At 41.1% G+C, this 23763-nt stretch carries 23 protein-coding genes; 4 read left to right on the top strand and 19 right to left on the bottom strand.

Features of this window, described 5'->3' with window-relative positions:
- Positions 1 to 13 precede the first annotated feature (13 nt).
- Positions 14 to 532, bottom strand: coding sequence for a hypothetical protein (locus tag CRO56_RS12495; RefSeq protein WP_097158950.1), 519 nt, complete (start codon positions 530 to 532; stop codon positions 14 to 16).
- Positions 533 to 774: 242 nt separating this feature from the next.
- Between CRO56_RS12495 and CRO56_RS12490 the strand changes: the two genes are divergently transcribed.
- The gene (locus tag CRO56_RS12490) at positions 775 to 1221 is read left to right on the top strand and encodes a YtoQ family protein (protein ID WP_097158949.1); all 447 of its coding nucleotides are present in this window, start codon (positions 775 to 777) and stop codon (positions 1219 to 1221) included.
- A 51-nt stretch (positions 1222 to 1272) separates the two neighbouring features.
- Here CRO56_RS12490 and ilvA read toward each other — a convergent pair whose 3' ends face one another.
- The 12 genes from ilvA to CRO56_RS12430 all read right to left on the bottom strand — a co-directional run bounded on the left by ilvA (position 1273) and on the right by CRO56_RS12430 (position 15944).
- A complete protein-coding gene (gene ilvA / locus CRO56_RS12485) occupies positions 1273 to 2217 on the bottom strand; it encodes a threonine ammonia-lyase (protein ID WP_245855859.1) in 945 nt (314 codons plus the stop codon).
- 62 nt (positions 2218 to 2279) lie between these two features.
- On the bottom strand, positions 2280 to 2861 hold the full coding sequence (gene leuD / locus CRO56_RS12480) for a 3-isopropylmalate dehydratase small subunit (protein ID WP_097158947.1): 582 nt from the start codon (positions 2859 to 2861) through the stop codon (positions 2280 to 2282).
- Positions 2862 to 2949: 88 nt separating this feature from the next.
- Positions 2950 to 4362, bottom strand: coding sequence for a 3-isopropylmalate dehydratase large subunit (gene leuC, locus CRO56_RS12475; protein WP_097158946.1), 1413 nt, complete (start codon positions 4360 to 4362; stop codon positions 2950 to 2952).
- 331 nt (positions 4363 to 4693) lie between these two features.
- Positions 4694 to 5791 carry a 3-isopropylmalate dehydrogenase gene (leuB, locus tag CRO56_RS12470; protein WP_097158945.1) on the bottom strand — a complete coding sequence of 366 codons (1098 nt, stop codon included), beginning with the start codon at positions 5789 to 5791 and terminating at the stop codon, positions 4694 to 4696.
- A 39-nt stretch (positions 5792 to 5830) separates the two neighbouring features.
- Positions 5831 to 7372, bottom strand: a complete 1542-nt coding sequence (locus tag CRO56_RS12465) for a 2-isopropylmalate synthase (protein ID WP_097158944.1) — start codon at positions 7370 to 7372, stop codon at positions 5831 to 5833.
- Positions 7359 to 8384: a ketol-acid reductoisomerase gene (gene ilvC / locus CRO56_RS12460; protein WP_097158943.1), complete on the bottom strand. Its 1026-nt coding sequence runs from the start codon at positions 8382 to 8384 to the stop codon at positions 7359 to 7361. The genes CRO56_RS12465 and ilvC overlap by 14 nt, the downstream gene beginning before the upstream one ends.
- A gap of 14 nt (positions 8385 to 8398) precedes the next feature.
- Positions 8399 to 8923 carry an acetolactate synthase small subunit gene (ilvN, locus tag CRO56_RS12455; RefSeq protein ID WP_097158942.1) on the bottom strand — a complete coding sequence of 175 codons (525 nt, stop codon included), beginning with the start codon at positions 8921 to 8923 and terminating at the stop codon, positions 8399 to 8401.
- The gene (gene ilvB, locus CRO56_RS12450) at positions 8920 to 10626 is read right to left on the bottom strand and encodes an acetolactate synthase large subunit (RefSeq protein WP_097158941.1); all 1707 of its coding nucleotides are present in this window, start codon (positions 10624 to 10626) and stop codon (positions 8920 to 8922) included. Before ilvB ends, ilvN begins: the two co-directional genes overlap by 4 nt.
- 549 nt (positions 10627 to 11175) lie before the next feature.
- A complete protein-coding gene (gene ilvD / locus CRO56_RS12445; RefSeq protein ID WP_097158940.1) occupies positions 11176 to 12843 on the bottom strand; it encodes a dihydroxy-acid dehydratase in 1668 nt (555 codons plus the stop codon).
- A gap of 20 nt (positions 12844 to 12863) precedes the next feature.
- Positions 12864 to 13766: a branched-chain-amino-acid transaminase gene (ilvE, locus tag CRO56_RS12440; RefSeq protein WP_097158939.1), complete on the bottom strand. Its 903-nt coding sequence runs from the start codon at positions 13764 to 13766 to the stop codon at positions 12864 to 12866.
- A gap of 514 nt (positions 13767 to 14280) precedes the next feature.
- Positions 14281 to 14799: a DUF84 family protein gene (locus CRO56_RS12435; RefSeq protein ID WP_097158938.1), complete on the bottom strand. Its 519-nt coding sequence runs from the start codon at positions 14797 to 14799 to the stop codon at positions 14281 to 14283.
- Positions 14800 to 14870: 71 nt separating this feature from the next.
- Complete coding sequence (locus tag CRO56_RS12430) at positions 14871 to 15944, bottom strand: M42 family metallopeptidase (protein ID WP_097158937.1); 1074 nt, start codon at positions 15942 to 15944, stop codon at positions 14871 to 14873.
- A gap of 153 nt (positions 15945 to 16097) precedes the next feature.
- On the opposite strand from CRO56_RS12430, the gene CRO56_RS12425 reads away from it, so the two are divergent.
- The gene (locus CRO56_RS12425) at positions 16098 to 16409 is read left to right on the top strand and encodes a hypothetical protein (RefSeq protein WP_097158936.1); all 312 of its coding nucleotides are present in this window, start codon (positions 16098 to 16100) and stop codon (positions 16407 to 16409) included.
- 35 nt (positions 16410 to 16444) lie between these two features.
- Here CRO56_RS12425 and CRO56_RS12420 read toward each other — a convergent pair whose 3' ends face one another.
- Together CRO56_RS12420 and trmB are read right to left on the bottom strand one after the other, a co-directional pair.
- A complete protein-coding gene (locus CRO56_RS12420) occupies positions 16445 to 17302 on the bottom strand; it encodes a YtnP family quorum-quenching lactonase (protein WP_097158935.1) in 858 nt (285 codons plus the stop codon).
- Positions 17303 to 17430: 128 nt separating this feature from the next.
- Positions 17431 to 18084: a tRNA (guanosine(46)-N7)-methyltransferase TrmB gene (trmB, locus tag CRO56_RS12415; RefSeq protein WP_097158934.1), complete on the bottom strand. Its 654-nt coding sequence runs from the start codon at positions 18082 to 18084 to the stop codon at positions 17431 to 17433.
- A gap of 859 nt (positions 18085 to 18943) precedes the next feature.
- Between trmB and CRO56_RS12410 the strand changes: the two genes are divergently transcribed.
- A complete protein-coding gene (locus CRO56_RS12410; RefSeq protein ID WP_097158933.1) occupies positions 18944 to 19222 on the top strand; it encodes a YtzH-like family protein in 279 nt (92 codons plus the stop codon).
- 24 nt (positions 19223 to 19246) lie between these two features.
- Here CRO56_RS12410 and CRO56_RS12405 read toward each other — a convergent pair whose 3' ends face one another.
- The 4 genes from CRO56_RS12405 to thpR form a co-directional block, all read right to left on the bottom strand.
- Positions 19247 to 20023 (bottom strand): phosphotransferase family protein, encoded by a 777-nt coding sequence (locus CRO56_RS12405; RefSeq protein WP_097158932.1) that lies wholly within the window; start codon positions 20021 to 20023, stop codon positions 19247 to 19249.
- 147 nt (positions 20024 to 20170) lie between these two features.
- Entirely contained in the window at positions 20171 to 21094 is a 924-nt protein-coding gene (locus CRO56_RS12400) for a diacylglycerol/lipid kinase family protein (protein ID WP_245855884.1), read from the bottom strand.
- 2 nt (positions 21095 to 21096) lie between these two features.
- Complete coding sequence (locus tag CRO56_RS12395) at positions 21097 to 22050, bottom strand: nuclease-related domain-containing protein (protein WP_097158930.1); 954 nt, start codon at positions 22048 to 22050, stop codon at positions 21097 to 21099.
- A gap of 24 nt (positions 22051 to 22074) precedes the next feature.
- Positions 22075 to 22626 (bottom strand): RNA 2',3'-cyclic phosphodiesterase, encoded by a 552-nt coding sequence (gene thpR, locus CRO56_RS12390; RefSeq protein WP_097158929.1) that lies wholly within the window; start codon positions 22624 to 22626, stop codon positions 22075 to 22077.
- A 186-nt stretch (positions 22627 to 22812) separates the two neighbouring features.
- Here thpR and cysK point away from each other — a divergent pair, with 186 nt between their 5' ends.
- Positions 22813 to 23748: a cysteine synthase A gene (cysK, locus tag CRO56_RS12385; protein WP_097158928.1), complete on the top strand. Its 936-nt coding sequence runs from the start codon at positions 22813 to 22815 to the stop codon at positions 23746 to 23748.
- Positions 23749 to 23763 lie beyond the last annotated feature (15 nt).

Genomic DNA, 23763 nt, shown 5'->3' with positions numbered 1-23763 from the left:
CTCGAGTCTTTCTTTATTCTTCAGTTTGAGCAGAGGGCTCAAATGAACGTATTATTTCAATCATGATGCCAATATCAGTTGGCACATTTTTTGTTGTGGTTTCAGTAGTCATTTTTTTGCCGCCAATTCCAACTGTTAAAATAACCTGATCTTTTTCCAGCTCTTCGACTGCTAAATAGGCAAACTCGCCTTCTTTTTCAATACTATGATGAAAAAGGATAGATTCGGAACTATTGATTAATGAGTTATATAATTCTTTAGAATTGGGCTCCTCAATTTGATTATAAAAGAGGATATATGTTTGTGACCCTTTTTCAAGAATAATATTTGATGGTGAAACATCTGTGACTGACATCAGGAATGGAAGATACAATTTTCCGTTTCCCGTTGTTTCATTCGGTTCTTTCACTTGTTCTGTTAATGCCTCATCAATGACATTGGTCGCATGGCTTTTCATATCCTCACTAGAAACAGAACATGCAGTTAAGAGCGAAATCATTGTAAGAATGATGAGTAACACTTTACCCTTCAAAGCAAACCCCTCCCGGTACAAATCAAATTAACTAGTTACGTCTATCTATCATACTTTCTATGTTATCATAAAAGTTTTAATAGACGAACTCCCAACTTTTCCCGCAAGGAGGCATATTGATTTGTCGAGTTTACCATCGCTTTATTGATTTGGCCTTGTTGGAATGGTAGTCTATTCATTATATTAGACTGTTATGAAAATATGCTGACTAAAAGTGAGCAAGGCAGGAGGTACGGTTTAACATGGAATTAGTGGTTTATTTAGCTGGTGAAATTCATTCACCATGGAGGGAAGAAGTCAAGGATAAGGCAAAAGCATTAAAGCTCCCTCTTACCTTTGTAGGGCCGATGGAAAATCATTCACGTTCAGATAAGATAGGTGTTGAAATCCTAGGAGAACAGCCTACTCCTATTTTAATGGATGAAGCGGCTTCCAAAATTAATAATTTACGGACACAAATCTTAATGAAAAAAGCAGATTTAGTCATCGCCTTTTTTGGAGAAAAATATAAGCAATGGAATACGGCGATGGACGCTAGCGCTGCAATCACTCTAGGAAAACCTCTTATTCTGATTAGACTAGAAGAATATCATCACGCTTTAAAGGAACTTTCCCAAAAAGCAAATGTAACGGTCGAAACCATTAACCAGGCGATTAAAGTGCTGTCTTATGTATTTGAAACGGAATAAAACAAAGCGGTTGTCATAAGGGGTCCTGCCCCCAAGACAACCGCTATTACCTTAGCCAATCTGTTGAAATAATTGTTTTTGTTTGGTTAGTTCCTTATAATAGGGAAGTTTGTTTAGGTCGACATTGCCTCCGCTTATCACACAACCAATTTTCTTCCAGCTTGCAGTAATCTTTTTAGAAAGAAGGGATGCTAAAGCTACTGCGCCAGCTCCTTCAACTAATGTCTTTTCTCTTTGGAGCATAAACAGAATTGCACCTGCGATTTCCTCTTCGCCTACGATCACCATATCGTCTACTAGGCTTTCAATCATTGGATAAGTTACCTCCCCTGGTTTTTTAACAAGGATTCCATCTGCGATCGTTTCCGCATGTGATAAAATGGCATCACCCATTCCTGTATATTGGTTATATGTAGCAGGTGCTCCTGCAGCTTGGACACCAATAACCTTGATGCTTGGGTTGAATGCTTTAATAGCTAATGCCATTCCCGCAATTAATCCTCCTCCGCCAACGGGGACAATGATAGCCTCGAGGTCCTGACATTGCTGCATCATTTCCAGTGCTATTGTTCCCTGACCGGCAATCACCTTCATATCATCAAATGCGTGAACAAAGGCAGCCCCCGTCCTATCCCTGTATTCCATAGCAGCGGTATAGGCTTCCTGATAGGATTCTCCTGTTAAAACAATTTCGGCACCATATCCTTTTGTTGCGTCAACTTTAGCTTGTGGCGTACATTGTGGCATAAAGATTTTGGCACATATGCCGCGTTGTGATGCTGCAAATGCAACGCCTTGAGCATGGTTCCCCGCAGACGCACAGACAATTCCCCGTGAAGCCTCATCTTGTGTAAGAGAAGTTACCTTATTCAATGCTCCGCGCAGTTTGAAAGAGCCTGTTCTTTGCAGGTTTTCCATTTTTAAATAGACATCATAACCTACTAACCGATTTAATGTCGCAGACTGTTTTAGCGGTGTTCGATGTACAGCATTCATCAAGTTCTCCATCGCTAAAACAACTTCATTTCTGTTCAGGAAATTCCCAATTCCTTCATCTCCTATCTTGATAATTCATATTGGCGAATCTGTTCTTCAAATGAAAGCGTAATCGAAATCTCATCCCATCCATTCATCAGCATTTGCTTCCAGTAAGGATCGATATCAAAAGCTGCTTTAAAACCAGCTTGGTCTGAAACGGTCTGTTTTTCTACATCAATGAATAGTTCTAAGTTTGATTGGCTAGCTTTTTCAAGCAAAAATTCAACTTCTGCCGGCTGCAGCCGAATCGGCAAAAGCCCGTTTTTAACACAGTTATTATAGAATATATCTGCAAAGCTAGGAGCTATAACAACTTGAAATCCATAATCCATAATGGACCAAGGAGCATGTTCTCGTGAAGAACCACAGCCAAAGTTTGCTCCTCCTACTAAAATCGTAGCATCCTGATATTGTTCATGATTTAATGGAAAGCTTGGATTAAGTGATCCATCATCATAAAATCTCCAATGGTAAAAAAGATATTTTCCGAAGCCCTGACGATCAATCTTTTTCAAAAACTGCTTAGGGATAATTTGATCTGTGTCTATATTTTCCCGATTAAGGGGAAACACTTTCCCTTGGTATTGTCGAATTCCTGCCATAGGTGACCCTCCATTCTTTTTATAAAAGCTAAGAATGTATAAACTCTGCAACTTTGATGACTTTCTCGCTCCAGAGCTTCCGCTTTTCTTATAAATGTACAGGCATTAAGGTTCTAACATCGGTGAACTTCCCTGTTACAGCCGCAGCTGCTGCCATGGTCGGACTGACAAGATGAGTACGGGCTCCATTTCCTTGCCTGCCTTCGAAATTCCGGTTAGACGTTGAAGCGCAGCGTTTTCCAGCTGGAACCACATCATTATTCATAGCAAGACACATGCTGCAGCCAGCTTCTCTCCACTCAAAGCCAGCTTCTTCAAAAATTTGATGAAGGCCTTCTTTTTCTGCCTGTTCCCTGACAGTTTGGGAGCCCGGAACCACGATCGCAGTAACTCCTTCATGGACCTTTTTCCCTTTCACAACTTCCGCTGCTGCCCGCAAATCACTTAGTCTTGAATTGGTACAAGAACCAATGAACACATAATCAATGGATACTTCATTCATTTTTGTGCCGCCTTCAAGTCCCATATAAGTTAATGCTCGTTTGACAGCCTCTTGCTCGGATGGTTTTTCAAAGTGCTCTGGTTTCGGTATTTGTTGACTAATACTAATGCCCATAGAAGGATTCGTACCCCATGTAACCTGAGGCTCGACCTCTGCAGCATCGATTTCAAGCGTTTTATCATAGACTGCATCTTCATCCGAAGCGTATTGATTCCATTTTTGGACGGCCTCTTCAAATGCAGCTCCTTGAGGAACATGTCTTTTTCCTTTTAAGTATTCAAATGTTACTAGATCAGGACTGATGATGCCAGCTCTGGCTCCAGCTTCAATTGACATGTTGCAGACGGTCATTCTTTCTTCCATCGATAAATTTCGGATGGCTTCACCAGTATATTCAATAATGTAGCCAGCTCCTACACCTACCCCAAACTTCGCAATTATAGCAAGAATCAGGTCTTTGGCGGTGATGCCAAACCCTAATTTGCCATTGACTTTGATCTGTAAGGTCTTCGGCTTAGATTGCCATAACGTTTGCGTGGCCAGTACATGTTCAACCTCACTGGTCCCAATTCCGAATGCAAGCGCCCCAAATGCTCCGTGAGTGGAGGTATGACTGTCCCCGCAGACAATCGTTTTTCCTGGCTGTGTCAATCCCAATTCCGGGCCTATGACGTGGACAATTCCTTGGTCCGGGTGATTAATATCGGCTAATGGAATCCCAAATTCCCGACAATTCTCCTCCAATTTTGTCATTTGCGTCTTGGCTACCTGATCATTGATTATGTTCCTATTCTTAGTTGGAACATTGTGGTCCATTGTGGCAAAAGTGAGGTCTGGTCTGCGAACCTTTCGATTTTTCATTCTCAAGCCTTCAAATGCTTGGGGCGATGTGACTTCGTGGACAAGATGAAGATCAATATAGAGTAAATCTGGTTTACCGATTTCCCGGTAAACAACATGATCCTCCCACAGTTTTTCAATAATATTCCTTGGCTTCAACGTCTTTGTCCCTCCCTAACAATCAATCTATGTCTCAGCTTTATTCAAGCGAGGTACAAGATTGAGTTCTTGTACCTCGCAATTTTTCGGGTGTTTTTGCAAGGCTGTTCGATAGTTTGTTGCTAATTACAACGCAGTTGAAATACACTTCGCTTTCCGCGGCGGCCTGCGAGCCTCCTCGCTCGTACCTCGCTGCGGGGTCTCGCCTGGCTCGCTTTTCCCACTTTCCACTGCTACAATCTATTCTTTATATGTAGCAGTGGAAATGAGTCTTCGTGTATTTCAACTGCTTGTTATGCTGATTTCATCAAAATCTTTAGAAAACAGCCTATTACAAATAAACACTCATGATGGCAGACGATACTTGTTCTTCTTCGAGATAATGGAGCACTAATTGGCTCATTTCATTTGTGCCTGTGTCTCCTCCAAGATCTCTAGTCCGATATCCGGCCTTCAGCACTTCCTGAACGGCATGCTCGATTAATTCTGCTTCTTGTTTAAGACCGAATGAATATTTGAGCATCATGGCAACTGAGAGTATCATAGCCAGCGGATTTGCTTTACCCTGTCCTGCAATATCGGGAGCTGAGCCATGAACTGGTTCATACAGGCCAAGAAAATCCTCCCGTAGACTGGCAGACGGCAGCATGCCAAGTGAACCAGTTAGCATAGATGCTTCATCACTTAAGATATCTCCAAACATATTTTCCGTAACAATTACGTCAAAATGCTTCGGTTGGTAAATAAGTTTCATAGCAGCCGCATCAACTAGCAGATGTTCAACCTCCACCTCAGGATAGTTATGTGAGACTTCATCTACAACCTCATGCCACATCCGGCTTGATTCCAAGACATTTGCCTTATCAACTGACGTTAATTTTTTTCTTCTGATCGACGCAAGCTGAAAAGCTTTATGGACCACTCTTTCAATTTCACTGCGGTCATAAGTAAGCGTATCGACTGCAATCTCTTTATTTTTTCCTCTTCTTTCACTTGGTTTGCCAAAGTAAATTCCGCCTGTCAGCTCTCGAACGATGACAAAATCAACATTTTCTATTACATTTCGCTTTAAAGGTGATGCTTCTAGCAAACTATCAAACGTAGCAACTGGACGCAGATTGGCAAACAGACCCAGTTCCTTTCTAATATCCAGCAAACCTTTTTCTGGACGAAGATGTACAGGTACATCCTTCCATTTCGGTCCGCCGACTGCTCCTAATAAAATCGCATCACTTTGTCCGCAAAGCTCTAACGTTGTTTGAGGAAGTGGTTCTCCGTGAAGGTCTATGGCAACCCCGCCAATGTCTCCTTGCTCCACTTCGAAATCGTGACCAAATCGTTCCCCCACTGCATGTAACACTTCAAGCGCCCCGCTCATTACTTCTGGACCGATTCCATCTCCAGGCAGCACTGCCACTTTCTTTTTCACCGCAAGTCCCTCCCATTTTATTTGACTGTTCAATAGCGATTACATCGCCATTTCTTTCTTTTCAATCCCCTTTAGACTTAATACTCGATTGACTGCATTTAAATAAGCTCTTGCTGAGGCTTCTAGTACATCCTGAGCGGTTCCTCTGCCGCTTGACGCGGTGTCATTGTATTGAATCTGAACATATGAATCCGCCAGGGCATCTCTGCCTCCGCCAACCGAATTGATCTTGTAATCTAGCAGTGTAACAGGTCCATCAACCAGTTTCTCGATCGTATTATAAATCGCCTCTACACTGCCTGAGCCTGTAGCAGCTTCTTGCTTATAGTCTCCTTCTGGTGTTACGACAGCAATCGTTGCGGTCGGGATATTATCCATTCCATATTGAACCTGCAAACTCCTTAAATCATACAGCTGTATTTCTTTAGCTTCGGTTTGTTTGTCTGTCAAAATCGCGAAGATATCCTCATCTGTTACCTCTTTTTTGCGGTCAGCCAGATCCTTAAATGCTTTAAAGGCCTCATTTAGCTTAGAATCACCTAACTCAAAGCCCATTTCTTCTGCCTTATTTTTGAATGCATGGCGACCTGAATGCTTCCCTAGTACTAGTTTGTTTGTTTTTAATCCGATAAGTTCAGGCGTTATAATTTCATAAGTGCTTCTTTCTTTCAGCACCCCATCCTGGTGAATTCCAGATTCATGGGCAAAAGCGTTGTTCCCAACTACAGCTTTATTGCCTGGGACAATCATGCCCGTTAGTTTACTTACTAAGTTACTCGTTCTTTTGATTTCATCAAGCTTTAATCGGGTAGAGGCATTATAGAAGTCTTGGCGGATATGCAATGCTACCGCAATTTCCTCTAGACCAGCGTTACCCGCCCGCTCCCCAATAGCATTGATCGTACCCTCGATTTGGTCTGCCCCGTTTTCAATTGCGGCTAAGGCATTGGCTGTCGCTAAGCCCAGATCATCATGAGTATGAGCTGAGAGCTTAACCTTGTCGATGTTCGGGACGTGTTCTTTAATATAGCGGAAGAGTGCTCCATACTCTTCCGGTGCCCGATACCCTACTGTGTCTGGAAGGTTAATCACAGTAGCTCCTGCATTAATCACTTCTGTAATGATTTTGACTAGAAAAGTTTTATCCGAGCGGCAAGCATCTTCTGCTGACCACTGAACATGGGTGAACCGCTTTTTTGCATACTTTATAGCTGCAACCGCTGTTTCGAGTACTTGGTCCGTGGACATCTTTAGTTTATAGGTCATGTGAATGGGTGATGTGGCCAGAAACACATGGATCCTTGGTTCAATGGAACCTTTTAATGCCTCCCATGCTGCATCTATGTCTTTTTCATTGGCACGGGCAAGACCAGTAACTGAACTGTTTTTTATCGTTTCAGCAATCATTTTCACGGCTTGAAGGTCGCCTCTTGAAGCGGCTGGGAATCCAGCTTCAATGATATTCACGCCTAATCTTTCTAATTGCTTGGCTACTTCTAATTTTTCAATGGTATTCAAATTAACCCCAGGTGACTGTTCTCCATCCCTAAGCGTTGTATCAAAAACATCAATTTGGCGCACTCATCACCACTTCCTTTTTCTTTGATTTTTTAATAAATGGCATTAGACTTCTTAAGTGTCTTCCGACTACTTCAATTTGATGAATCTTTTCGCGTTCATTCGTTGCATTAAACATTGGGCGATTGGCTTGGTTTTCTAGGATCCAGCCTTTTGCGAATTTCCCTGATTGAATATCATCGAGTACTTCCTTCATTCTTTTCTTAGTTTCAGCATTGATCACTCTAGGTCCAGATACGAAGTCTCCCCATTGAGCTGTATCCGAAATTGAATATCTCATGCCTTCAATCCCGTCTTCATACATAAGATCCACAATCAGCTTTAGCTCATGTAAACACTCAAAATAAGCAACCTCTGGCTGATAACCTGCCTCAACAAGAGTTTCAAATCCTGCTTTCACTAATGAAGTTAAACCTCCGCAAAGAACCGCTTGTTCTCCGAATAAATCAGTTTCAGTTTCTTCTTTAAAGGTAGTTTCTAAAATTCCCGCACGACCTGCTCCAATTCCCTTAGCGTATGAAAGAGCAATTTTGGCTGCTTCGCCTGTTACATTTTGAAAAACGCCGAAAAGGGCCGGAACTCCAGCACCACTTTCATAGGTTCTTCTTACGAGGTGTCCTGGTCCTTTTGGAGCTACGAGAAAGACATCGACATCTTTTGGAGGTACTACCTGATGAAAATGCACGTTAAATCCATGAGCAAAAGCTAATGCTTTTCCTGGTGTTAGAGAAGGTCCAATATCATTTTTATAAACTTCCGGCTGCTTTTCGTCTGGCAATAAAATCATAACAACATCGGCTTCTTCACTTGCTTCTTTTACCGTTTTTACTGAGAATCCATCTTGCTCAGCCTGTTCCCATGACTTTCCTTTTCTAAGTCCGACTACAACTTCATAACCGCTATCTCTTAGATTTTGGGCATGGGCATGGCCTTGTGATCCATACCCTACAACCGCCACCTTTTTACCTTGCAGGGCATCCTCTGCTACATCTCCGTTATAATAAACTTTTACCATTATTCTTCATCCCCTTATTTAAATAGTGTGTATTGCTTTAGTTCTGTAACTGATTTTTGTGTTCCTCTCGGAAACGCTGTTAAACCTGTTCGTGCCATTTCTTTAATTCCGTATGGTTTTAAAAGCTCGATCATCGCCTCAACCTTCTCCGTATCACCGGTTACCTGAACGGTAACACTGTCTCTGGACATATCGATCACACTTGCCCGAAAAGGTTCAATAATCCCATTAATTTCTGTCCGAGTCTGACCGTTGCTCAGTACTTTTATTAAGGCGAGTTCTCTTGCTACAATCGCCTGATCGGTAATATCAGAAACTTTCAAAACATCAATTTGCTTGTTTAATTGTTTAATAAGCTGTTCGATTTGCCGATCATCCTCTACATAAACGACAAATGTCATCCGGGAGACTCCTTCTGTTTCAGTGTGACCGACTGTAATACTTTCAATATTGAACTGACGCTTTGTAAAGAGCCCCGTCACCCTGTTTAATACTCCACTCTGATTCAAAACAAAAGCTGTCACGATTCTCTTTTTCATGGTTTCACCCCAATCATTTCATGTAATCCTGATCCTGGCGCAACCATCGGAAACACATTTTCTGTCGGACTAACTCTGCAGTCAATGACAGCTGGTTCATCTAGCGGTAAAACTTCGGCAAGTAATTCTCTGGCCTGTTCTGGTGATGACACGCAATATCCTTTTACACCATAAGCCTCTGCCAGTCTTACAAAATCCGGCTGGACGGTGAGAATTGAGTGTGAATACCTCTCTCCATGAAATTTTTCCTGCCATTGCCGTACCATGCCGAGTGATCCATTGTTTACAATAATGACTTTAACCGGGAGAGAGAGTTCCTTTAGTAAGATCAATTCTTGGGATGTCATTTGAAAACCGCCATCTCCGACAATCGCGATTACGTTTTTATCTGGCTTTGCGATTTGAGCCCCAATCGCTGCTGGAAAACCAAATCCCATCGTTCCAAGTCCGCCTGAGGTTACCCAGTTATGAGGCTGGTTAAAGGTGTAATATTGAGCTGCCCACATCTGGTGCTGACCGACATCTGTTGTAACAACCGCATTGCCTTTTGTAATCTCATGGGCCATTTGGATTAATTCTTGAGGTGAAATCCCTTCACTTACCTCGTTGTGCCAATACGGATATTCATCTTGATACTCCTTGAGATGAGCAAGCCATTCATCAGATTTAGAACCTGATCCGTTTTCGTCCAGCAGTTTTTGCAATGCTGCTTTAGCATCTCCTACGATTGGAATATGAGTAACTACGTTTTTGCCAATCTCCGCCGGGTCAATATCGATATGGGCTATTTTTGCACGCGGAGCAAAGGTTTTAAGATTTCCTGTTAGCCGATCATCGAATCTTGCCCCTACATTAATCAGGAGATCACACTCATAAAGACTCATGTTTGCCGCATAGCATCCATGCATTCCTCCCATTCCCAAAAATAATCGGTGATCGGCTGGAAATCCGCCCAAGCCAAGGAGAGTGTGAACCACTGGTATTTTTCTCGTCTCTGCCACCGCAAGCAGCTGTTCGGATGCTTGCGCATGTAAAACACCAGCACCGGCTAATATAACGGGTCTCTTTGCTGATTCTATCGCTTCATTTAATTTTTTAATTTGTAATACATTCGGGTGAATAGTAGGCTGAAAACCCGGTAAATCAACAGTCTCTTGAAAAACCACTTTTCCCTTAACAGTAGAGACATCTTTTGGAATGTCTATTAAAACTGGCCCTGGTCTTCCTGTTGTTGCAATATGAAAGGCTTCTTTAATAATTCTGGGGAGATCTTGCAAATTACGAACCTGATAATTATGTTTTGTAATTGGCATGGTAATGCCAATTACGTCAGCCTCTTGGAATGCGTCGGTCCCAATCAGTCCCGATGCCACCTGCCCCGTAAATACCACAAGAGGAATTGAATCCATCATGGCATCTGTTATTCCGGTTACTAAATTAGTAGCACCGGGTCCGGAAGTTGCAATCACGACTCCCGCCTTTCCTGAAACTCTTGCATACCCTTCAGCCGCGTGAATCGCTCCTTGTTCATGTCTGGCAAGAATGTGCCGGATCGGGTTTTGATAGAGTGCATCATAAATGGGTAATGCGGCCCCACCCGGATATCCAAATACAACTTCAACTCCTTCTTGCTTTAAGGCGTGAATCAGAGTTTCAGCACCGCTAAGGTGAGTCCCAGGATCCGCCTTTACATCTACCTTCATTTTTTCATCTCCTCTCAAGGGAATCATTGTTTCGCATTAGGCTAAGTGACGTTTTTATAAATAATGCTCTGTGGAAACTAAAATTGTAATGAGCTAAAATCCACGAGACTCCTGCAGAAAAACGAGCCGACCGAGACCCCTCAGTGAGGTACGAGCGAGGAGGCTCGGTGGTTCGTCCGCGGAAAGGGAGTGGACTTTAGCGAATAACATCAATGTTGCTTAACAGAGCTTTATAATAAAAAAAGCCTAATCACCCACTACGACACTTGCTTCGTTTCGTAGGGATGAAAAGGCTATTTTCCTTTCCATGGTACCACCCTAATTTGTAGGATCCTCGCAGATACTACCTCAGTGAGAGATTGGCCGGGATCTGACCCTCAACCTCTCCATTTGATAACGAGTATGTTAAACTCGGCGATTCCTACTAAAGGTTCAGAACAGCACTCAGAGGGGATGTCATGATTGGGCGTATTACCGGTTTCCAGCACCACCGGCTCTCTGTGAATACTAAAATCCAATCACTTTTGCCTCGTCAGCGATTTATCCTGATTAAATTTTCATAATTCCGCCTGTACTTGCAGATGTTACTAATTTCGAGTACCTCGCTAAGTAGCCCCGTTTGATCTTTGGTTCTGGCGGCACCCAATTTTTCTTGCGGTTTTCGAGTTCTTCTTCGGTTAAAAGAACGTTGATTCTTCTGTTGGTTAAATCGATTAAAATCGGATCACCGTTCTTAAGAAAAGCTATCGGACCGCCTTCAGCTGCCTCAGGGGAAATATGTCCGATTGATATTCCTCTTGTTGCTCCTGAGAAGCGTCCATCAGTTATAAGTGCGACCTTTGTTCCTAAGCCGCGGCCTGCAATACTTGCAGTCGGAGCGAGCATCTCTGGCATTCCGGGTCCGCCTTTAGGACCTTCATAACGGATTACCACTACATGACCTTCATTTACAAGACCCTCATCAATTCCTTTTTGTGCTTCTTCCTGGGAGTTAAATATAATGGCTTCTCCCATAAAGGTTTTAATCGACGGGTCGACGGCACCGACTTTTATGACACCGCCGTCTGGAGCCAAATTGCCGTATAAAACCGACAATCCGCCAACAGGGCTATATGGATTTTCTAACCTTCGAATCACCTGGTCATTCTTTATGCCGTAAGGCTCTACTAACTCAGAAATGGTTTGGCCAGTTACCGTAATCCGATCTCTGTGGATTAATCCTTCAATCCTGCATAACTCATTGATTATCGCACTAATGCCGCCTGCACGGTGGACATCGTCCATTGTGTAATCCGAAGCTGGGCTAATTTTGGCTAAGTACGGCACTTTTTGGGCTATTTCATTAATTCTGTTGAGATCATAATCAATTCCAGCCTCATTAGCTATGGCAAGAGTATGTAAAACTGTGTTAGTAGAACCTCCCATAGCCATATCCAGCGCAAAAGCATCATCGATAGCTTCTTTTGTTACAATATCTCTAGGTTTAATATCATTTTTAACCATGTGGATAAGGTGACGTGCAGCATCCCGAACCAATTGATACCTTGCTTCAGACGTTGCCACAATGGTTCCATTTCCCGGTAATGCCAAACCAAGCATTTCCATAAGCGAGTTCATCGAATTCGCAGTAAACATTCCGGAACAGGATCCACAAGTTGGACAAGCATTTTGCTCAATATCCAGTAATTCTTCTTTGGTCATTTTTCCAGCCTGATGGGCCCCAACACCTTCAAACACCGAAACGAGAGAAAGTGGTTTGCCTGAAGACGATATTCCGCCTTCCATTGGACCGCCTGATACAAATACAGAAGGGACATTCGTTCTTACTGCAGCCATTAACATGCCAGGAGTAATCTTGTCACAGTTAGGTATATAGAACACTCCATCAAACCAATGTGCATTAATAACTGTTTCGGCTGAATCCGCTATTAACTCTCTGCTCGGCAAGGAATATCTCATTCCGATATGTCCCATTGCGATTCCATCATCAACCCCAATGGTATTAAATTCAAATGGAATACCGCCCGCTTCCCGAATGGCTTCTTTGACAACTTCTGCAAATGCCTTCAAGTGTACATGGCCAGGAATAATATCAATATATGAATTACAGATTCCGATAAATGGTTTATCTAAATCTTGTGTTTTTACTCCCGTTGCATACAGCAAACTTCGGTGGGGAGCCCGGTCAATGCCGACCTTAATCATGTCACTTCGCATCGAATCTCCTCCAGCATCTATTATCCTGCTTGAACATTTTCATGTGTATAAACCTTATATCCATCTTCAACGACCTTTTTTCTGAAAGCTTCTAGGAGTTCTCCGGTAATAAAACCAGGTTTTCCTCCACTTATTTCTCTGCCATCGATTTTTACTACCGGTATCACCTCAGCAGCTGATCCAGTTAAAAACACTTCATCTGCTACATAAACATCATGTCTCGTAAAAATTTCTTCACGGACATCAAAGCCGAGCTGCTGCCCAATTTCAATAATCGCATTTCGGGTAACGCCTTCTAACGCACCTACATATCCAGGCGGCGTTAAGAGGGTTTTTCCTTTCACGATAAAAATATTTTCACCTGAAGCTTCAGCCACATAACCCTGATCATTTAACATGAGCGCTTCCCCTGCGCCAGCAATATTAGCTTCAATTCTTACAAGAATATTATTTAAGTAGTTCAATGATTTTACTTTTGGAGATAAAACATCAGACCGATTTCTTCTTGTTGCAACTGTAATGATATCAATCCCTTTTTCATAAAGACTTTTTGGAAATAGGGAAAGTTGTTCTGCAATGACTATGACTTGTGGTCTGGCACATGTAGAAGGGTCTAAACCTAAATTTCCGACACCTCTTGAAACGACAACCCGGATATAAGCATCGACAAATTGATTTTTCCTTAAAGTTTCCGCAATCACTTCGGTCATTTCATCTTTAGATAATGGGATGTTTAACATTATGGATTTCGCTGAATTATAGAGACGATCAACATGCTCTTGTAAGCGAAACACATTGCCGTCATACATTCTAATCCCTTCGAACACCCCATCTCCGTATAAAAATCCGTGATCGTACACGGATATAACCGCCTCTTCCTTTCTTACGAATTGGCCGTTTAAATAAATCCATTGTTCGCTCATGTCAATCGCTCCCTTCGATATATTTTTCATACAATCAGCGTACGACAATAAGCTTTATTAACTGATAACAGTAGCAATGTGATAGTTCTGTTTGGCAATATATTACGCGCGTTTTTTTAATTGGTCAACACCCTTTTTTTTAGTTTTTTGACTATTTAGATTTATCTGCAAAATGGGAAGCGCTTACAATGTTTTTAAATCAAGCTTCTCCGCTTTTGAAATTTTTTTGTCTTTTCTTATTAAATATTTATGAAGCTCCCCTTTTTAATTCGGTATTCGAAATAGAATTTATCTCTGCTAATCCCCTGCTTTATCGGATAAAATAATCGGGTGGTCGGATAGAATATTTTTTTTTGACGGATCAAATCGGTTTTTTGCCTGTGCAGTCCAATTTTGTGCAAGGAAATTCGTAAAATAAAAAAAGATCAAGGAATAGCCCCTGATCCTTTCGATTCATTTTTGAATTGAGCAAAAATACCTATTGATATATTACTCTATATATACAAAGCTGAAACTAATCGTTTTCTTTCTTCTGCACAAACATATATTGGCCAACCAATAGTTTCACAACATGTTCAAACATTTCTTCCCGGGTTACCCAGGCTGAAGTAAAAACCCCTACCGCCCCTTTTGAGTAGCGGATGCCCTTTTCTTGTGTGTATTCATCCATAATCGGACCAAGTTCATGGCCTTGGAGAAGCTTTACAGCAATTGCGTCCGGCAAAGGAATTCTGGCGCCGCCTGCAGTTAAGATTCCTCCTTCCCAGCTTAAAGCACCCCAATTACAAACATATATCTGATTTCCCTGTTGATATACTCCACCTTCAAGACCTATTCCAATATCAGCACTCGCCTTACTCTTTGCATTTTTGGCCCTTTCGATTGCACCTTGCATTGTTTCCTGATCGGAAAAAGGCTGGGCCGTTACTCCTGAAGGGACGTCCACACCTATGACGATAACTTGTATTTGCTCCAAAGCCTTTTTAACAGCTCCTAATTTCGCCGGATTATTAGAACCAACAGCCACTTTCATTATGAATCCTCCTTTATCAAGTTCATGTAAAAAACGGAAAAGACGGGAATCCTCTCCCGCCTTTCGTGTGATCAGCTTTGATTTCGAATACTCTCCACAGTGGTTTGGTCACATGCCTTTACTAATTTAACCAGTAGCTCTTTAGCTGCTGCATAATCATCTACATGGACAATCGCTGCATGGGTATGAATATATCGTGAACAAATTCCAATAACCGCACTTGGAACCCCTTCATTGGAAGTATGAACTCTTCCTGCATCAGTTCCGCCTTGAGAAATAAAATATTGATAAGGAATTGAATGAGTTTCAGCCATATCTAATACAAACTCTCTCATCCCTCGATGAGTGACCATGGAACGGTCATAAATGCGCAAAAGTGTTCCTTTGCCAAGCTGACCAAATTCATTTGGATCACCGGAGGCGTCGTTCGCCGGACTGGCATCAAGCGCAAAGAAAATATCAGGCTTAATCATATTTGCAGCAGTTTGTGCCCCTCTAAGCCCCACTTCTTCTTGAACGGTAGCTCCAGAATATAAAACATTCGGAGTTGATTCTCCCTTTAGTTCCTTTAAAAGTTCGATGGATAGCCCGCAGCCGTAGCGATTATCCCAGGCCTTTGCCATGATTTTTTTAGGATTCGCTAATGGAGTAAATTCACAGACAGGTACAATTTGCTGACCAGGTTTAATGCCAATTTGTTCAGCATCCTCCTTTGAATCTGCACCGATATCAATTAGCATATTTTTAATATCCATCGGTTTTTTTCTTTGATCATCACTAAGAAGATGCGGAGGGATTGAACCGATTACACCATAAACAGGACCACGGTCTGTGATAACCTGCACCCTTTGCGCAAGCAGGACCTGGCTCCACCAGCCACCCAGCGGCTGAAATCGAATCATTCCATTTTTCGTAATGCTTGTTACCATAAATCCCACTTCATCCATATGTCCAGCTACCATCACAGTGGGTCCCTGACTATTTCCCCTTTTGACCCCGAAAACCCCTCCAAGTCGATCTTGTACAACTTCATCAGCATATAGGTTTAATTGTTCTTTCATAAAAGCTCGGACAGAGTGCTCATTACCAGGGGCACCTGGGAGCTCTGTTAATGTTTTAAATAATCGAAGTGTTTCCTGATTCACAAAAAATCCCTCCCGTATCGCAAAAAAATAAGGACGCTTTAAGTCATTATGTACTCTGTTATTGTACAGAAATTTTTTTATAGTTACTAGGCATATGTTAGACATTAGTAGTGTTTATTAAAGTAAGGTATACTATGATTGGAGGTGCAAGGCATGAATACAAAATCTTTCTTTTTCGGCTTAGCCACGGGAGTCGCAGCTGCTATCCTTTTGCAAAAGCCGCTCACAGCTACTGCGTTCAAACAGCCAGAAACTGTTCTACATAAAGTAAAAAGTCAATTCAAAAAGAAAGGGCCCATTAGTGGCTCGTGGATTGAAATGAAAACTCAAAGTTATGTTAAAGGACCCATTACCTATACGGTTTATAAAGGTGGAATCACTCGAAATTTTGAAACCTATACCGAACAATGGGAATTCGTTGCGGACGCAAAAACCGGTCTTGTAATAGAAACTCAGGTAATATAGTTGATACCACTGTTTCAAACAGTGGTATTTTTTTTTTATGATTTATTCTGTCCTTTGTCCCTTTTAATACTTTCAATAATTTCCCCGCTTGGATTAAACCGGACAGCGCGATAATCTGAATCGTGATAAAAAATAAACCACGCCTGTTTTTCTTTCCCATATGTAATATATTTTTGCTTTTTCGCAATGGAAGTCATCGGATAATCATCATAAGCAAGGACCCACAGGACATTTTCATGTGCATGAGTAGGCATTAAGTCAGCCATATGAATCATGAATTCATCACCCTGTTCCAACAGAAGAATAGAATGACCGTCACTATGGCCTCCTGTATGGATCATTTTAAAACCTGGAGCAACCTCCAACTCTCCTTCAAATGTTTCCACTTGCTGCCCGATTGCCTCCCAATTTTCCTTCCAATATGTGTTGCGGGAACGAATATTAGGGTTTCTCATTTCATCCCATTCGACTTTTGAGGTATAAATAACCGCATTCGGAAATGCAGAAATGTACTTGCCATCTTCAATATCAGTTAATCCCGTAGCATGATCAAAATGCATATGCGTCATGACAACTTTATCAATATCTTTTTTTGTAAGTCCTAACTGAGCTAATGATTGATCAATTGAGGATTCTTCGGTAATCCCATAATTTCGCAGTTGTTTTTCGGAAAATCTCCCATTGCCAATCCCGGCTTCAATCAGAATATTTTGCTTCCCATCCTGAACGAGAATAGGATCTGTCCGAAGCTCGATTTGGTTTTTTTCATTGACTTTATATTTTTTCGACCATAATGGTTTTGGAACAACACCGAACATAGCGCCGCCATCCATATTGGTAACGCCGCCATTTAACCATGTCAGTGAATACGAACCGAATTGTAATTTCTCCATAGATTCTCCCTCTCTTTCCCCTTTTCACCATTTTACCATTGAAGATATTATTTTAAAAATTGAAATAAATAGGAAAGTACGGGTTCATAAGATCCATGTTTTAAAAAGAGCCTGACCCTATTTAAGAGTCACGCTCTCTGCCCATCTGGAAACTGAGCTTCACAACGATAAATCCGGTTTCCTTTGTTCGAAAATTTTTCTTCATATTCAGTCATAATATTGCCTTCCATACCGCTATTATGAAGATCGAGGCTCACATAATTCAAGAGTAAACCATAATGGGAAAAGCTAACTAATGAATACTCAAAAAGACCCTGGTTATCTGTTTTAAAATGAATTTCTCCATTTGGTTTTAAAATCGATTCATAAAGTGCAAGGAAATCTTTATAGGTTAACCTGCGTTTTTCGTGCCGCGTCTTTGGCCACGGATCAGAAAAATTTAAATAGATCCTGTCAACTTCCCCTTCTTCAAAATATTGAGGGAGATTTTTCGCATTAACATTTAAAAGCTTTAAATTAGGGACTTCAGCCTCAATTAATCGGTCCAAGGCGGAAACCAAAACGTTATCTGAAAGCTCGATGCCAATAAAATTCGTATCCGGATGGGCTTTTGCCATTTCTGTAATAAACCGCCCTTTCCCAGTTCCGATTTCAATATGCAAGGGCGCTTCCTTCTCAAAAAGTTCTTTCCATTTCCCTCGATGTTCTTCTGGATTTTGAATTACATATTGAGGATACTCCATCATTTTTTCCTTTGCCCATGGCTTGTTTCTCATTCTCATCTATATCACCTCTAAAGTCACTGTAAGTATTGGAATAGTTCTTATTATAAAGGACACTTTACAAGCTTTTTCTGAGAAAAATGTCCTTGAGATCTCGTATAAAGGACATTTCCCTAGCTTTCCCCCTGTAAAATGTCCTTGAGATCTCGCATAAAGGACATTTCCCTAGCTTTCCCCCTGTAAAATGTCCTTGATAACCCGTATAAAGGACATTTCCCTAGCTTTCCCCCTGTAAAATGTCCTTGATAACCAGTATAAAGGGCATTTCCCTAGCTTTCCCCCTGTAAAATGTCCTTGATAACCCGTATAAAGGACATTTCCCTAGCTTCCCCCTGTAAAATGTCCTTGATAACCCGTATAAAGGACATTTCCCTAGCTTTCCCCCTGTAAAATGTCCTTGATAACCCGTATAAAGGACATTTCCCTAGCTTCCCCCCTGAAAAATGTCCTTGATAACCCGTATAAAGGATATTTCCCTAGCTTTCCCCCTGTAAAATGTCCTTGAAAACCCGTATAAAGGACATTTCCCTAGCTTTCCCCCTTAAAAATGTCCTTGAGATCACTTATCAAGGACTTTTTATAAGTCCTTTCCTAATAAATGTCCTTAAGAACCCGTAAAAGACCTTCCCTAGCGTTTCCTGAAAAAATGTCCATGCAGATTCACTATACATGAACCAAAATTAACCTGCTCTAAAACTTAGCTAGCGTCAAGCCGAGATGCGTAAAACGATCGCTAAGGAACAGTTATACTTCGCTGAGTCGGGTCTACCTCCATTACTGACAATCAATCACCCAAGTATAAAATAAAAAAGAATTCACAATCTATATGTGAATCCTAAAAGGAAGGAATGTCCTTAGTATGCCACTAAACAGACTAGATCAAATCAACTTGCTAAAAGATATATTATCAAACCACACAGCAGATTGCTGCGGTTCTGTTACAGAATGTGAACAGGTGGAACGCTTAGTTAAATCTTTAATGGCCCAGCACAACCTGGATGGAAATGTCATCGCCCTTCTCGAAGAAATTTATAATTATAGTCAGGAAGGAATTCAGTCTTCGAATCTGGACAGTCATATTACCACCTATCAGCCCAAGCTGACTCAGTGGGTGGAAGAAATGAATGAATTATATTAATAAGTGCCAGAAAAAATAAATTTTTTAACTAAGAACTGCATTCAAATAACGAAGCCAATAATCCGCTTCATCTAAATTTTTCTTATTTTTTAACCACTGAATAGTATGAAGGGTTTGAGCAATGACATACCATTTCATTCTTAGCTTTAAATGGTCTGTTAAAGCTATTCCATATTGCTCAAGCCATTCTCCCCACTTCGCTTCAGGTATATACCAATAAAGTAGTGAGCCTAAGTCGATCGCTGGATCTCCGATTAACGCCCCGTCCCAATCTATCAGATAGAGCTCATTTTCGGCAGAAAGCATCCAATTATGATGATTAACATCTGAATGGCACACGACATATTCGGAATGGGAAATATACTTTACTTCTGTTTTTAAATAAGCCAAGGATTCCTGAACGATTGGAGAAGCCTGAAGATCTGGGCTTAATCTAAAGGACAATTCCATCAGCATCTTCTCTGGATTAAGCGGTGCTTTTCCCAATCTTTTTAGCATATTTAATAAGGCTTTTGATCGATGGATTTTTCGCAAAAGCTTTGCAACTTCTTCATTTTTCATATCTGCTGCTTCAAGTACCCGGCCATGAATCCAATGTTGAGCAGTAATGACATCTCCATTTTCAAGTCTTTTTGTCCATACGAGCTTAGGGACAATTCCTTCAGCCGATAAAACTGCTAAAAACGGTGAAGAATTTCTTTTTAAGAAAAGCTTCTGCTCCTTGCTATGAGCAAAAAAGGCCTCTCCGGTCGCACCGCCGGCAGGCTCTATTTCCCAATTTTGATCAAATAAATATTCCAATTCTGTTCACCTACGTTTGTTCAAAGGTGTTTCTTGACCTTCAATTTCAACAGCTAAAAACGTTTCTTTTTTATGTATGAAGATTGAATGGTAAAGACAGTCTTTTTGATTGTATAACCGTTACCTTTTTCAAGTCAAGTGCCCCTTTTAAGGTTTCAATAAGTTAAGTCCCGCTTTTTTAATTTGAACATGGAAAGTACCCTTCCCAACAATTTCTCCATCAGCATGAATCGGCTGGGGTTCTGTCGTTTCAATGTAAAAATCATTTCCCTTTAGTAAAGTCACTTCTTTTAATTTCGTATGTCCCCCCCAAAAAACGGTAATAAACAGGAATAATAACTTCCAGCGCGTGAGATCATGAACAATCGTCATTTCAAGCACACCATCTTTAGGATTAGAAGCAGGTGAAATTTTCATTCCTCCGCCAAAATAAGGGTGATTTGAAACTGTCAGGAACCAAACTTTATCAAATGAAAAGATTTGTCCATCTACCGTTATATAGGCACTAGTTGGCTTAAATGTAAATAAATGCTTGATTAAAAAATAAACATACACCAGTTTTCCGATTTTCCATTTATTGAACCATTTCTTGACTCTCGATTGATTGACACTTCCGGCAACAACAGCATCAAAGCCTGTGCCTATATTATTAACAAATTTCCCTGAACTTGTATCAATTTGAAAAATCCCCAGATCAATAGCTTCTAAGGAAAATCTTGACTCAGTCAGCCATTTGCAGAAATGCTTTCCTTTTCGGGGAATATGAAATCCCCTGGCAAAATCGCTGCCGCTGCCAACTGGCAAACAAGTCACAGGCTGACGAACTGATTCAATCCCATTTATGACTTCATGAATTGTACCGTCTCCGCCTACTGCTACGATAATACCATTGAAATCAGGTTGTTCTAAAACAGACTCCACAATTTTTGTCGCATGGAGTGGTGCTGCAGTTTGATAAACCTCATATAGAACTCCTTTTTCGCGCAATTCGGATTCAACTTTTTTCCATACGGCAAGACTTTGTCCGTTTTTTGCATTAGGATTAAGGATAAAGACAAAATGATTCCCCATTTTCAATTCCATTCCACCCGATCTGAGTATATCGATTGGACAGTGTCCAGCAGAACTTTAGCAGCCTTGAGCTGCTCAGATTTAATCGGAGCTCTTTCACTTCTCATTTTTTCAAACCAATCCGTGTAATTTCTTTTTTCGAGTAATTCCACTCCGAACGGTGCAGATGGATAATCAATATATCCATTCCTGCATATAACCGCTTTTTTAATCGGGAACAAACTTCCTTGTTTCGCAAGAAGATCCTTTATCACCTTTTCTGTTCGGTCAAGTCCTACAAGCGGATTGAGTATTTTTTTCTCCTTGTCGGCTCCCTTTTTAACCCAAAAGTGTTCTTTTGTCCCAACAAAAACAGCATTTTCTTCCTCTTCCAAAAAGGAAATGCACCAAATCGCTGTAGGAGTAATGATAAGCGTGTCACTTTCAAACGGTGCTTTTTTTAAAAGAAAAATAGGCTGATAGAGTACAAGACAATGGTCGGGAAATCGCTGCAGTAAATATTTTAGATTTCCATCAGTTGAAAACTTTATATCTGGAAACGATTGGCTCGTCAGCGTCGAGCTTGCCCACTTAATTTGGAGCCGAAAAAGATGGTCTAAAAAATACTGTTTTAGTTCTTCTTCATTTTGTACATGCTGGATTAGCGAATTTTGATACGGATCCAAAGCAGCCTCTTCTTCACCATGTATATTCCACTCAAGTCCGGTTCCCCTAATCGTCGCTTTTTCTTTTTTTCTTCCAAACCTGAATGTTAGCTTTGAAATAATATGTCTTGCTTTCCGCTTTTCAGGAACACCTCCTGCCTGTTCACTTTGCGGAAGAAGCTCCTCATTCTTCCAGCGGTTCAACAAACGTTCCCACTGCTTTTTTTTCAAACGAATGAAACGGGAGGGATAGCTGTATACATCCTGCTCATATCGAGAAATATAGTCGTAAAGTTTGATAAGCTGAGCCATGTTTCCTCCCCCTTGTATGACAATTTACTTATTAAATGTAATCGTCTCGATTACTTCATATTTGGGTATGCGATCTAAATGAGTCTGATACAAAACAACTCTATCTACAATAAAATTATCGGATAGTTCAGCCTCTTTTAAAAGATGTGAATCAAAATTTTCCGTGCCCCTCCACTTTCGAGCTACTGTAATATGCGGTGAAAACGGCCTTGTTTCTAATTGAAATCCAACCTTTTCACAGCTTTCAAACACAATCGATCGCGTTTGGTGAAGAAATTGATTTTTTTCAATACCAACCCAAAAAATTCTCGGCTGTGAAGGCTTCCCAAACGTACCAAAAGAATGAAGCGATAAAGAAAAGGGAGTAAGCTTCTGTAAGGGAGATGACATCTCCAGAATAGCCTGCTCGACTTTAGCAAGCTCAATTCCGCCTAAAAAGGCTAATGTGATGTGATAATCCTCGATATGGACCCATTTATGAAAGGGGAGGATGTTCGATAATTGATCACACTTTTCTTTTATAACCTTTTTTGTTCGGGGCGGGAGTGGTACCGCAAAAAAATAATGATGAGACATATAGCTTCACTTCCAGTTCCTTAATTTTATCAGTGGTGATGTCAGTTTAAAAGACACTTTTCTAAAGATAGTCTAACCATTTGCTTCAATTCCTTTCAATTAGGTAAGATAAAAAGTGAATAGAAAGAAGAACTGGCTGAGAATAATTGTACCTGAGTCGATTAAGAGAGGATGATAGATAGCAACATGAAATTTGTAGAAAATGTCGCAGATTTAATCGGTGATACCCCATTGGTAAAATTAAATAAAATCAATCCTCCAAATGGAGCACTAGTATATGTAAAGCTTGAATACTTTAACCCAAGCCGAAGTGTAAAAGACCGGGCTGCCTTCGAAATGATTAAACAAGCCGAGCAATCCGGATTATTAAAACCAGGAGCTACCATCATTGAGCCAACTAGCGGAAATACTGGAATCGGCCTAGCGATGAATGCAGCCGCAAGAGGATATAGCGCAATTCTTGTAATGCCTGATAGCGCCACAAAGGAAAGGATTAATCTTTTAAAAGCATATGGAGCCAAAGTCGTGCTTACCCCTGCGGATGAAAGAATGCCCGGCGCCATTAAAAAGGCAGAAGAGCTTGCCAAGGAGATTCCAAACAGCTATATCCCGATGCAATTTGAAAACGATGCAAACCCTGAAGCCCATCGGCACTCAACAGCCTTAGAGATTGTCGAGGCAATGAAACAGCTTGGCAAGCCTTTATCAGCCTTCGTCGCGACTTCAGGAACAGGAGGCACCATTACTGGAACTGGCGAAGTCTTAAAGGAACATTTTCCTGAATTAAAGGTTCATGTAGTGGAACCAGCTGGTTCACCAGTATTATCAGGCGGAAAACCTGGCAAACACAAGCTTGTTGGTACGAGTCCAGGATTTATCCCGCCAATATTAAACCAAACGGTCTATGATCAAATTCACCAAATTCAAGATGTCGATGCTTATGAAATAGCAAGAAGGCTTGCGCAAAAAGAAGGGATCCTCGTTGGCCCGTCTGCAGGGGCCTCTTGCTATGCTGCGATTGAAGTAGCAAAGACGTTAACGCCAAATGAGGTTGTGATTTGTATAGCACCTGATACCGGTGAACGATACCTATCCAGCGATTTATTTGCGTTTAAAGATTAGTCAAAAAAAGAGGTT

Origin of the sequence: Bacillus oleivorans (assembly GCF_900207585.1) — a bacterium.
Classification (GTDB): Bacteria; Bacillota; Bacilli; order Bacillales; family JC228; genus Bacillus_BF; species Bacillus_BF oleivorans.
Note: the sequence above shows the minus strand (reverse complement) of the source record. Positions and strands in the feature narration are given on the sequence as shown.

Coding starts and splice junctions, on each gene's coding strand:
- CRO56_RS12490 (WP_097158949.1), top strand. CDS start 775: ATGGAATTAGTGGTTTATTTAGCTGGTGAAATTCATTCACCATGGAGG.
- ilvA (WP_245855859.1), bottom strand. CDS start 2,217: ATGAATGCTGTACATCGAACACCGCTAAAACAGTCTGCGACATTAAAT.
- leuD (WP_097158947.1), bottom strand. CDS start 2,861: ATGGCAGGAATTCGACAATACCAAGGGAAAGTGTTTCCCCTTAATCGG.
- ilvC (WP_097158943.1), bottom strand. CDS start 8,384: ATGGTAAAAGTTTATTATAACGGAGATGTAGCAGAGGATGCCCTGCAA.
- ilvN (WP_097158942.1), bottom strand. CDS start 8,923: ATGAAAAAGAGAATCGTGACAGCTTTTGTTTTGAATCAGAGTGGAGTA.
- ilvB (WP_097158941.1), bottom strand. CDS start 10,626: ATGAAGGTAGATGTAAAGGCGGATCCTGGGACTCACCTTAGCGGTGCT.
- ilvD (WP_097158940.1), bottom strand. CDS start 12,843: ATGCGAAGTGACATGATTAAGGTCGGCATTGACCGGGCTCCCCACCGA.
- ilvE (WP_097158939.1), bottom strand. CDS start 13,766: ATGAGCGAACAATGGATTTATTTAAACGGCCAATTCGTAAGAAAGGAA.
- CRO56_RS12435 (WP_097158938.1), bottom strand. CDS start 14,799: ATGAAAGTGGCTGTTGGTTCTAATAATCCGGCGAAATTAGGAGCTGTT.
- CRO56_RS12425 (WP_097158936.1), top strand. CDS start 16,098: ATGAATACAAAATCTTTCTTTTTCGGCTTAGCCACGGGAGTCGCAGCT.
- CRO56_RS12420 (WP_097158935.1), bottom strand. CDS start 17,302: ATGGAGAAATTACAATTCGGTTCGTATTCACTGACATGGTTAAATGGC.
- trmB (WP_097158934.1), bottom strand. CDS start 18,084: ATGAGAATGAGAAACAAGCCATGGGCAAAGGAAAAAATGATGGAGTAT.
- CRO56_RS12410 (WP_097158933.1), top strand. CDS start 18,944: ATGCCACTAAACAGACTAGATCAAATCAACTTGCTAAAAGATATATTA.
- CRO56_RS12400 (WP_245855884.1), bottom strand. CDS start 21,094: ATGGGGAATCATTTTGTCTTTATCCTTAATCCTAATGCAAAAAACGGA.
- CRO56_RS12395 (WP_097158930.1), bottom strand. CDS start 22,050: ATGGCTCAGCTTATCAAACTTTACGACTATATTTCTCGATATGAGCAG.
- thpR (WP_097158929.1), bottom strand. CDS start 22,626: ATGTCTCATCATTATTTTTTTGCGGTACCACTCCCGCCCCGAACAAAA.
- cysK (WP_097158928.1), top strand. CDS start 22,813: ATGAAATTTGTAGAAAATGTCGCAGATTTAATCGGTGATACCCCATTG.